Genomic DNA, 10796 nt, shown 5'->3' with positions numbered 1-10796 from the left:
AACCCCCCCCCCCCCCCCCCCCCCCTCCCCCCTCTCCTCCCCCCCCCCCCCCCCCCCCCCCCCCCCCCCCCCCCCCGCCCCCGGCGGGGAATTCTCGGTCCTCGGCTACACCGTCACCGGCTCGACCGGCACCCTCTTCCTGTACGGAATCGTCGTGGGGGCCGCCGCGCTCCTCGGCCTGACCATGGTCATGCTGGGCGCCCGGCGCTCCGCGCGTGCGCGACGGGTCGGCGCCACGCGCCGCGAGGCCGCCGTCGTGGACCGCGAGCGGGACGACCTCATCAGACAGCGGGACACCGCACGCGCCGAGACGGCCGGCGATGCGGCGCTCCCCGGCGAACCCCGCCGACGCCGCGGCCACTGGTTCGGCCACCGGACCGCGCCGCACTGAACGCCGGCTGCACCCCGTTCGCCGGGGTGCAGCCGCTGTTCAGAGCTCGAGGTCCAGGAGCGCGTTCTCGACGACTTCGGTGAGCGCGGGGTGGATCCAGTACGGCGCCTTCGCGAGCGTGGCCGCGTCGATGCCCAGGGTCATCGCGAGGACGAGCGGCTGGATCAGCGTCGGAGCCTGCGGGCCGATCAGGTGGGCGCCGAGCAGCCGGCCGGAACCGGGCTCGGCGAGGACCTTGCAGAAGCCGGTGGTGTCCTCCATGGCCCAGCCGTACGCGACGTCGGCGTAGTCCGCCCGGCCGACGCGGTAGTCCAGGCCCCGGTCCCGGCAGTCCTGCTCGGTGGCGCCGACCGAGGCGATCTGGGGACGGGTGAAGACCGCCGCGGGCACGAGGCCGTGGTCGGCGGAGATCAGGTCGTCCGGGTGGCGGAGGTTGTGCGCGACGACCTGCGCCTCGCGGTTCGCCACGTGCTTGAGGGGCACCGGCGTGCAGATGTCGCCGAGGGCGAAGACGCCTTCGGCCGTGGTGCGCTGGTGGGCGTCGACGACGATCCGTCCGTCGTCGCGGGTGGCGATGCCGGCCGCGTCGAGGTTCAGCCGGTCGCCGTTGGGCACGCGCCCGGCGGCGACCAGCAGCATGTCCGCCCCGACGGTCGACCCGTCGTCCAGCGCCAGCCGGAGGGCGCCGGGCCGGCCGCCGACGGACGTCACCTCGCGGCCGAGCCTGAGGTCGTACCGGGACCGGGCCAGCTCGGTGAAGCGTTCGGCGACCGTCTCGTCCTGCGGGCCGAGGAGCCGCGGCTCCTTCTCGACGATGACGATCGAGGTGCCCGCCGCGGCGAAGACCTCGGCGAGCTCGGCGGCGATGTAGCCGCCGCCGAGGACGGCCAGCCGCCGGGGCGGGGAGTCGATCCGCATGACGGTGTCGGAGGTCTCGTACGGCAGGCCCGAGTCCGCCACCGGCGGGGGCACCAGCGGGCGGCCGCCCGCCGCGACGACGACCTGCGCGGCGCTCACGTCGACGGCGCCGGCCGCCCGGCCGGTCGGGTCGATCCGCAGCTGCCGGGGGCCGGTGAAGCGCGCCCGTCCCTCGTACACGGTCACGGCGGGGTCCCCCTCACGGCCCCTGCGGCCCTCCGCCTCCTCGGCGTCCAGCCGGCCGAAGACCCGGTCGCGCAGGTCCCGCCAGCGCACGCCCCGCAGCTGCGCGTCCACGTCGTGGGCGGAGGCGTCACGGACGGTCCCGGCGACGTACGCGGTGTGGGCGAGCATCTTGCTCGGGATGCAGCCGGCGTTCAGGCAGGTGCCGCCGAACCACCGCTCCTCGACGACGGCCACGTCCAGACCGGCGAACGACCCGTCGACGACGGCGTTGCCGGATCCCGCACCGATGACGACAAGATCGTGGTGGCGCATCGGCCCAGGTTACGAGCCCGCCCCGAGCCGGGCGCGCAGCCGCGCGCGGCACCCGGCGGCCGCACGGCGTGTTTGAGGACCGGGAACCTGGTCAGACGCGTGTCGTACGGAGTTCCCCGTCCCGAGGGAGTGATCAGCTGTGGCGGACAAGGAAAAGAGCAAGGCCAAGGCCGAGCAGGCCAAGGGCAAGCTCAAGGAGACGGCAGGCCGCACGGTGGGCAACGAACGCATGACGGCCGAGGGGCGCGCCGAGAAGGCGAAGGGCGACGCCCGCGAGGCCAAGGAGAAGATGAAGGACGTGTTCAAGCGCTGACCCGCGCTGCCACGGACGTCTGCCGCGGTCCCGGCCCCTCAGGGGGACCGGGACCGCGGCGTGCGCGCGGCGTCAGAGCGGTTCGACGTCCAGGAAGGCCGCGAGGTCGGGTTCCGCGGCGCCCGGGGAGCCGGGCAGCGCCTGCTCCGCCCAGATGACCTTGCCCTCGGGCGTGTAGCGGGTCCCCCAGTGCTCGCTGAGCTGCGCCACCAGGAACAGGCCGCGCCCTCCCTCGTCGGTGGTGGCGGCGTACCGCAGGTGCGGGGCGGTGCTGCTGGCGTCCCACACCTCGCAGGTCAGCGTGTGGTCGTGCAGCAGGCGGACCCGCACGGGCGCGCTGCCGTGCCGCAGGGCGTTCGTGACCAGTTCGCTGAGGATCAGTTCCGTGGCGAAGCCCAGTTCCGGCAGGCCCCACTCGTCGAGCTTCTTCGCCGCGGCGTTGCGGGCGGCGCCGACCTCGCTCGGGTGGAACGGCACGTCCCACTGCGCGACCCGGTCCGGGCCCAGGGTCCGGGTCCGGGCGATGAGCAGGGCCACGTCGTCGGCCGGGCGGGCCTGGAGCAGGAGGTCGAGCACGGCGCGGCAGCTCTCGTTCGGGTCGCGGTCGGGATGGCTGAGCGCCGCGCGCAGGAGTTCCAGCCCCTCGCCGATGTCGCGGGTGCGTTCCTCGACGAGGCCGTCGGTGTACAGGACGAGCTGGCTGCCTTCCGCCAGGTGCAGTTCCGCGGTTTCGAACGGCATGCCGCCCAGCCCCAGCGGGGGTCCGGCGGGCAGTTCCACGATCTCCGTCGTGCCGTCGGGGGCGACCAGCAGCGGAGGAAGGTGCCCCGCCCGTGCCATCGTGCAGTGCTGGGACACCGGGTCGTAGACGGCGTACAGGCAGGTCGCGCCCAGCACGCCGCCGTTCGCGCCGTCGCCGTTGCCGTCGTGGTCGATGCGCTGCACGAGGTCGTCCAGGCGGGCGAGGATCTCGTCGGGCGGCAGGTCGAGCGAGGCGAAGTTGTGCACGGCGGTGCGCAGCCGTCCCATGGTGGCCGCGGCGTGCAGGCCGTGCCCGACGACGTCGCCGACGACGAGGGCGACCCGGCTGCCGGGGAGCGGGATCACGTCGAACCAGTCGCCGCCCACGCCGGACTGGGCGGGCAGGTAGAAGTGCGCGACGTCCACGGCGCTCTGCTCGGGCAGGGCGCGGGGCAGCAGGCTGCGCTGGAGCGTTTCGGCGAGGGCGTGCTCACGGGTGTAGCGGCGGGCGTTGTCCATGCTCACCGCAGCGCGGGCGACGAGTTCCTCGGCGAGCGAGAGGTCGTCGTCGTCGAAGGGCTCCGGCTTCTGCGAGCGCCAGAAGTTGACCACCCCGAGCACGGTGCCGCGGGCCGTGAGCGGGGCCGCGATCAGGGAGTGGATGCCGTAGTCGACGATGGCCTGCGCCCGCGGCGGGTCCTGGGCGTGCCAGCCGGGCGCGTCGGCCAGGTCGGGCACCAGCTCCGCTTCGCCGGTGCCGTACCCGCGGGCCTGGGGGGTGGACGGCAGGAAGTCGATCAGCCGGCCGCGGGGGTAGAGGGGGTGGTCGGAGCGGATGCCGTTGACCGCGGTGCGCCGCATGTCGGCGCCCGGCCCGGGCTCGTCGCCGTCGAGCACGGGGTCGGCGAGGTCGACGGTGACGTAGTCCGCGAACCGGGGGACGGCAACGGCCGCGAGCTCCTCGGCCGTCCGGACGACGTCGAGACTGGTGCCGATGTCGCCGCCGGCGTCGTACAGCAGCCTGAGCCGTTTGCGGGCGGCCTCGGCGCGGCTGCTGAGGACGTGCATCTCGGTGGAGTCGCGAATGGTGACCACGGTGCCCTCGTGGCGGCCCCGGGGGTGGGTGTGCCGCTGGTTGACCACGAGCAGCCGGTCGCCGGTTTCGAGTACTTCGTCGGTGGCTACCCGGCCGGAGCGCAGCAGGTCCGCCATCGGGCGGTCGAGGCCCGGTACGGCGCCGATGTGGCGCCCTTCGGCGTCCTCCGGCAGGCCGAGAAGCCGTTTGGCCTCGTCGTTGGCCAGCAGCAGCCGGCCGTCGCCGTCGGTGATCAGCACCCCTTCGCGGACGGCGTGGAGCACCGCGTCGTGGTGCTCGTACATCCGGGTCATCTCCTGCGTGCCGAGCCCGTGGGTCTGGCGGCGCAGCCGTCGGCTGATCAGCGCGGTGCCCACGGTGGCCAGGGCCAGGCCGGTCGCGATGGCGAGGAGGATGACGGGGAGCTGGCGGTCGACGACGCCGGTCACGTTCTCCACCGTCAGGCCCGCCGACACCAGGCCGACGACCTCGCCGTCGTCCGCGGTGACGGGCACGACGGCCTGGATCTCCTTGCCGAGCGGTCCGTCCACGCTCTCGGTGTGGACCTTCCCGGCGAGGGAGGGCTCGATGGTGCCGACGAAGCGCTTTCCGATGAGGTCCGGCTGGGGGTGGCTGTACCGGATGCCGTTGGTGTCCATCACGACGACGAAGTCCACCCCGGCGGCCTTGCGGGTCGACTCGGCGAGGGGCTGGAGGACGACGGACGGGTCGGGCAATTTGAGGGCGGCCTGGAGGCCGAGGGAGTGGGCGACGGTCTGGGCGACGGAGACCGAGCGGTTGCGTGCTTCCCGGTCGATGTCGTGCCGCGACTGGAGCACCAGGGCCAGCAGGGCACCGGCCGCGAGCAACACCACGATCGCCACCTGAAGGACGAATACCTGTCCGGCGACGCTCCTGAACCGGTTGCCTAGGGGTGACCGCACCGACGTACCCGGCACGGGTGGCGAGGAAAGGTCACGCCCCCAGTTGTAGCACTTCCGGGCGCCCGCGTCTGTCGGCCGGCGCGGTGCGCGTCACCGCAGTCACGCGCCGTCCCCCGTCCCGGGCAGTCCGGCTGCCGCTACCGGGGCGCGCGAGGGGTCCCGGCGGCCGTCACGGGCGGGTTCTCAGGGGCCTGGGGAGCCAGGGGGGTCTGCGGGGCCTCGGGGGCCTGGAGGGGCCGGGATGTCTCGGGTGCCTGCGGGGTCTGCGAGCCCTGTGCGGGCTTGGGGGCCCCGGGGGTCTCCGGGGCGCAGGTGACCTCGTCTCGCGGCGTGTAGTGGGTCGTGAACTCCTCGCGCTTGACCTCCCTGCCGTCCTGCACGAAGACGCGGCCGACCTCGACGTCGAAGCCCTCCAAGGGGGTCTGGACCTCGCACGCCGGTCCGCTGCCGGTCAGCTTGGCGGGCTTCGTGACGTTGGTCCGCGGCCCCTTGGTCGCGCGTATCTCGTCGTACTTCTTGGTGCCGAGGAGGGTGATGGTCAGCGACGTGTCGGTGGATTCGGCCTGGATGTAGACGGCGTGGCCGGAGTCGTTGATCCAGCGCAGGTCGAGGGTGCCCCAGGCGACGGTGGCCTCGCGGCCTTCGGGGTAGCGCTCGATGTAGAAGGAGTGGGCGCCGTGCTCGACGGGCTTGAGGCCCGCGAAGAAGACGGCGTTGTACATGGTGGTGGCCACGGCCGAGACGCCGCCGCCGGGCGACTTCACGTACCGGCCGTCGTTGATCATCAGGCCGTCGACGAAACCGTTCTCCGCGGTGCGCTCGCCGACGGTCCGGTTGAAGCTCCACTCCTCCCCCGGGAGGACCAGGGAGCCGTTGATGAGCTCGACCGCGCGGCCGATGTTGGTGCTGCGGTACGGGGCCGCCGGGAACTCGACCGTGAAGGACGAGACCTTCTCCTTGATGCCGAGCCGCTGCGCTTCGGCGCTCGTGAGGCCCGGCGCCGCCGCCACGGTCGCGACCTCGGCGCTGCGGGCGGCGCCCGAGCGGGTCAGCAGCGGCAGCACGGCCCGGCCGAGCGCCGCTTCCGTGACCTGGTGCTCCGTTCGGCCGGGCGGTGCGGGCACCACGCGTCCGGCGGGGTCGAGGCGGATCCCGGACTCGCGCTGGCCGGGAACGGCGTCCTGGAGCGGGCGGGCCACGGCCGGGTCGGCGAGCAGGCTCTCGGCGTCCAGCTCCGGCACCAGCCGGCCCCCGCTGCCGGGCTTCATCGAGAGGTGCTCGCCGAGGACGGCGGGGGTGATGGATATGCGCTGTCCGGCGACGGTCAGGGTGACCGGGGCCGACATCGCCGGCCGGGCGAACTGCCGCATGGCCCGTCCGGTCTCCTCGGCGCCGATGCGGGGCCGGGTGTGCTCGACCGGCATCACGACGGCGCCGGCGTCCGCGCGCAGGTAGGCGCCGCGGAGGGTGTCGAGGGCCCGGTCCTCGGCCAGTGCCACGCCGGGCAGCGGCGCGATGGACTTCGCGGCGCCCTTCTCGAAGTCGACCGCGCCGTCGCGGGCCTTCCGGGCGGTGGTCGCTCCGATGCGGTCGAGCGCGGCCCGTGCGGTCTTCTCGTCCATGCGGGTCACCGGCTCGACCTCCCGCTCGCCGGAGGCGAAGAGGCTGCCGATGACGGCGACCGGGCCGCTGCCGGGGCGTGCGGCGCGGTCGACGGTGGCGGCGGTGTCGAGGGAGAGCCCGAGCGCGGCCGGGTCGGCCTTCTCGGTCCGGTCGCCGATCTTCAGGGCGAGCGGCGCGGTGGCGGTGGGCCCGAGCTCGCGCTCCAGTGTCTGCCGCGCCTCGGCCCGGCTCATCCCGCCGATGTCGACCCCCCGGACCCGCGTGCCCGGCTCGATGTCGCCGCCGGCCGCGAGCGCGGTGCCGTAGAGGCCGCCCAGCCCGAGTACGACGGCTCCGCCTGCCACCGGCACCGCGATCCGCCAGTCACCCGTCCAGCTGCGCGCGCGTCCCATGTCTCTCCCTGTGGCGCCCACCGGCCGAGCGGGTGGCGCGGGCCGCGACAGCAGCCCATAGACGACGATTCCGGACACCATGGTTGCCCGAAAACATCCGATTTTGTGGCGGATGTAATGGTTCTCACGAAGTCCGGCGGCGTCGCCGTCCGCCGCCGCGGCTCCACGTGGCGGGGGCCGGGGGCGCAACCCCGGGGCCCGCGGATCGTTCGCCGGTCGTGCCACCCGCCCTGCCGCCGCCGGACCGCCCCGAGGAGCCGAGGCCCATGTCATCCCCTACGAGCGCGCGCCGGACCGCGCGACGGCTGCTCCGGCTCGTCCTCTGCGCCGCCGCCCTGGCGGCCTGCCTGGCCGCGCTGCCCGCCCGGGCGGCCGTCGGCGGCCCGGTGCTCGACCGGGACTTCCCCGACCCCGACATCGTCAAGGCGGGCAGCACCTACCACGCGTACGCCACCAACGGGAACGGCCGGAACGTCCAGCACGCCACGTCCCGCGACCTGAAGAGCTGGTCGCTCGCCCGGGCCGACGCCCTGCCCGTGCTCGGCAGCTGGGCGGCGACGGAGCCCCGCGGCAAGGTGTGGGCGCCCGACGTGTACGACAACGGCACCGGCTTCACCATGCACTACACCGCCCGGGACGCCGCGACGGGCAGGCAGTGCATCGGCGTCGCCCTGTCCCGCTCCCCCGACGGCCCCTTCGCCCCCGTCGGCGAGCGGCCGCTGATCTGCCCGGCCGACGAGGGCGGCGCGATCGACGCCGCCGGCTTCGCCGAGGGCGGCCGACGGTACGTGCTGTGGAAGAACGACGGCAACTGCTGCTCCCGCGACACCTGGCTCCACCTCCAGGAGACGTCCCGGGACGGCACCCGCCTCACCGGTGAGCCCGTACGGCTGATCACCCGGGACCGCGCCTGGGAGGGGGACCTCGTGGAGGCGCCCACCCTGGTCCGGCGGGGCGGCCGCTACGTGCTGTTCTACTCGGCCGACGCGTACGGCGGGGACCGGTACAAGACCGGCTACGCGGTCGCCGACCGCCTCACCGGCCCGTACACCAAGGCCGCCGAGCCGCTGATGACGACCGACGGCTTCGCCCGGACGGTCGTCGGCCCCGGCGGACAGGACGTGGTCACCGGACCGGACGGCCGGGACCGCATCGTCTTCCACGGCTGGAGCGCTCCCGGCCGGGTGATGTACACCGCCGACCTCGGCTTCGCGCACGGCCGCCCGGTGGTGCGCGGCAGCAGGGTGCCGTACGAGGCGGAGGACGCGCGCCTGAACAACGCCGTCGTCCGCGACGCCCCCGACGCCCGGGCGGGCCGGGCCGTCGGGTACATCGACCACCCCGACAGCTTCGTCGAGTTCGGCGTCTTCGCCGCATCGGCGGGGCACCACACCCTGTCCGTACGCTTCGGGAACGGCTCCCTGGACCCCGCCGGGACCCCCGCGGCCGCCTCGCACCGGCTCTCGGTCAACGGCCGCGACACGGGCACGGTCCGCTACCCGCACACCGGGTGGGACACCTGGCGCACCGCCGAGGCGCCCCTCACCCTGCGCGAGGGCTGGAACACCGTCCGGCTCGCCAAGGGCGACCTGTACGCGGAACTGGACGGCGTGGACGTGGCCTGACGGGTCACCCCGCGGGGAGCCCCCGTGACCGGCGGACAGGCCCGGTGCCCGCCCGCCGTCAGCCCCACTTCTGGTGGTCCGTACGCGAGCACGGCAGCGCCCGCAGGCCCGCGCCGCTGTCGTCCAGGCAGGCTCCCGTGGCCTTGCTCCTGAGCTCGACCGACTCGTCGGGCCACGGGGTGACCACCCACTTCTGGGACGCGGCGGTGGTGCAGGCCACGGCGCCCACCCCGCGCCCGCCGTGTTCCAGGCAGGCGCCGGTGGCGTGGTTGCGCAGCCGGAACGCGCCGTCCGGCAGCCGCTGCACGGTCCACCGCTGGTAGCTCATGCCGTTGCAGGCGAAGGAGCGCAGCTCCTTGTCGAGGCTGTGGTCCAGACAGGCGCCGGTACGCCGGCTGACGAAGATCCGCTCGGTGTCCGCAGGTCCCTGACCGCTCGCCCCGCCCGCCCCGGGCACTCCCCCGCCGGCTGCCGGGGTGGCCTGCCCGCCGCCCGCCGGGGCGCCGGGTGACGGCAGGAGGAGCCAGGTGAGCACCGCGCCCAGTGCCGCCCCGGCCACGGCCCCGGCGACTGCGCCGGTCAGGATGCAGGTCCGGCGGCCGCGCGGCCGCAGCCACGCCGTACGCCCGGCGTCCGCGGACGGCCGGGGCCGGGTCTGGGGCTGATCCTGGTTCTGGTTCTGGTTCTGGTTCTGGTTCTGTGACTGGGTCTGTGACTGGGCTTGGGTCTGGGGCTGGCTCCGGGCGGCGGCCTCCCAGAGCACGCGGTACTCCGCCGGATCGGCGCCCACGGCACGGCACAGGGCCCGGACCATGTCCCAGGGCGGGACGGTGGTCCCGCGGAAGTACCGCGACAGCGACGAGTCGCTGATCCGCACCCGGGTCTCCAGTTCGCGGAGGGTGAAGCCGGAGCGCTGCTGCAAGGCGCGCAGCGCGCCGCCCAGTCGGCGGGCGGGATCGCCCTCGGGCGATCCGCCTGCGGCCGTGTCCGCCATGCACTGGTCTTTCCGTCCGGGCCGTGTCTGCTGCTGCTCCAGCCGGCCGTCCCTCATCCCGGGACGGGCGTGTCCCAGCAGGTCGGAACCCTAGGGATCCCGACATCGGCGAAGCAACCGGGACAAGCTTGCGGGGGCCTGACGGACCGCCACACACTCGGAAACGCCCCGGCTCCCCGGTGCGGTCGCAGACACCCGGATCACGGGGCGCCCACCGGCAGCGGGCGGATCCGCACTGCCCGGACCACCGCTTCCGCGACGCCGCCGGGGCCATGACCGCCTGTCCCCCGATGGGGTGACGGGCGCACCACGTCCACTTCACGACTCCAAGGAGAACCATGCGTTCCAGGCTGAGGACCCTCACCGTCGGAGCCCTGCTGATCGCCGGTGCCGCCCTGCAGGCCGCACCGGCGGGCGCGGCCGCGCTGCGCCCGCCCGGCCCCGGCGAAGCGTGCACGTACTCGGTGAGCGAGGACGGCAAGAGCGGTGCGGGCGTCTGCAAGAACAACGGCAGCCACACCGTCGAGTTCAGCCTCACCTTCGTGTGCGGGTGGTCGCCGGACCTCCAGAGCGACTGGCTGACCATCGCGCCCGGCGAGAGCGACGGGGCCCGCGGAACCTGCGGCGGCACCGGCGTCGGCAGCATCGTGGCCGACTTCCGCGACCTGTGAGGCGCGGGCACCCGCCGCACGGCGGGACGCCGCGCCGCCTGCACCGCACCGCACTGCATTCACCCGTACACCCGAACACCCGAACCATCGACAAGGAGAATTCCATGAACACCCAGCTGAGGGCCCTCGCCGTGGGAGCCGTGCTCGCGCTCTCCACCGCCGTGCAGGCCACCCCGGCCGACGCCGTCGTGATGCGCCCGCCCGGCAGCGGCGAGCACTGCTCGTACACGCTCAGCGAAGACGGATACCGGTCGACGGCGATCTGCAAGAACAACAACAGCCACCCCATCGAGTTCCGGGCGGTCGTCGTCTGCGGCCTGAGCTGGGACGAGAAGGGCCCGTGGGTCACGGTCAGGCCGGGCAAGCGCGCGAACTCCGGCGCGCTCTGCTCCGCGACGGGCACCGGCGTCGGCGGCACCTCCGTGGACGTCCGCGACCTCTGACCGCAACACCACAGCACACGGCACCGGGGGGGGGGGGGGGGGGGGGGGGGGGGGGGGGGGGAGGAGAACGGAACGGGGGGGGGGGGGGGGGGTGCCCCCCCCCCCCCCCCCCCCCCCACCAACACGAGGCGGCCGCCAACGGATCGCGTGTATCCTGGTCCTCTCCCC

The 10796-nt window shown here is 74.4% G+C and carries 9 protein-coding genes; 5 read left to right on the top strand and 4 right to left on the bottom strand.

Annotated features, from left to right (window positions below; translation table 11 throughout):
* Positions 1–154: 154 nt before the first annotated feature.
* Positions 155–391, top strand: coding sequence for a hypothetical protein (locus ACZ7H1_RS09635; protein WP_470785184.1), 237 nt, complete (start codon positions 155–157; stop codon positions 389–391).
* Between the two features lie 39 nt (positions 392–430).
* Here the strand turns inward: ACZ7H1_RS09635 and ACZ7H1_RS09630 are convergent, their stop codons facing one another.
* The gene (locus ACZ7H1_RS09630; protein WP_470785183.1) at positions 431–1807 is read right to left on the bottom strand and encodes a mycothione reductase; all 1377 of its coding nucleotides are present in this window, start codon (positions 1805–1807) and stop codon (positions 431–433) included.
* Between the two features lie 139 nt (positions 1808–1946).
* On the opposite strand from ACZ7H1_RS09630, the gene ACZ7H1_RS09625 reads away from it, so the two are divergent.
* Positions 1947–2120, top strand: a complete 174-nt coding sequence (locus tag ACZ7H1_RS09625) for a CsbD family protein (RefSeq protein ID WP_470785181.1) — start codon at positions 1947–1949, stop codon at positions 2118–2120.
* 72 nt (positions 2121–2192) lie between these two features.
* On the opposite strand, the gene ACZ7H1_RS09620 is transcribed toward ACZ7H1_RS09625, so the two are convergent.
* Together ACZ7H1_RS09620 and ACZ7H1_RS09615 are read right to left on the bottom strand one after the other, a co-directional pair.
* Entirely contained in the window at positions 2193–4880 is a 2688-nt protein-coding gene (locus ACZ7H1_RS09620; RefSeq protein WP_470785179.1) for a SpoIIE family protein phosphatase, read from the bottom strand.
* Positions 4881–5017: 137 nt separating this feature from the next.
* Positions 5018–6895, bottom strand: a complete 1878-nt coding sequence (locus ACZ7H1_RS09615) for a VanW family protein (RefSeq protein ID WP_470785178.1) — start codon at positions 6893–6895, stop codon at positions 5018–5020.
* 266 nt (positions 6896–7161) lie between these two features.
* On the opposite strand from ACZ7H1_RS09615, the gene ACZ7H1_RS09610 reads away from it, so the two are divergent.
* On the top strand, positions 7162–8520 hold the full coding sequence (locus ACZ7H1_RS09610) for a family 43 glycosylhydrolase (protein ID WP_470785176.1): 1359 nt from the start codon (positions 7162–7164) through the stop codon (positions 8518–8520).
* 58 nt (positions 8521–8578) lie between these two features.
* On the opposite strand, the gene ACZ7H1_RS09605 is transcribed toward ACZ7H1_RS09610, so the two are convergent.
* A complete protein-coding gene (locus ACZ7H1_RS09605; protein WP_470785174.1) occupies positions 8579–9514 on the bottom strand; it encodes an RICIN domain-containing protein in 936 nt (311 codons plus the stop codon).
* A gap of 338 nt (positions 9515–9852) precedes the next feature.
* Between ACZ7H1_RS09605 and ACZ7H1_RS09600 the strand changes: the two genes are divergently transcribed.
* Entirely contained in the window at positions 9853–10185 is a 333-nt protein-coding gene (locus ACZ7H1_RS09600) for a hypothetical protein (protein WP_470785173.1), read from the top strand.
* Between the two features lie 104 nt (positions 10186–10289).
* Positions 10290–10628, top strand: a complete 339-nt coding sequence (locus ACZ7H1_RS09595; protein WP_470785171.1) for a hypothetical protein — start codon at positions 10290–10292, stop codon at positions 10626–10628.
* Positions 10629–10796 lie beyond the last annotated feature (168 nt).

The sequence above is a fragment of the Streptomyces sp. NPDC037401 genome (genome assembly GCF_055602345.1).
Note: the sequence above shows the minus strand (reverse complement) of the source record. Positions and strands in the feature narration are given on the sequence as shown.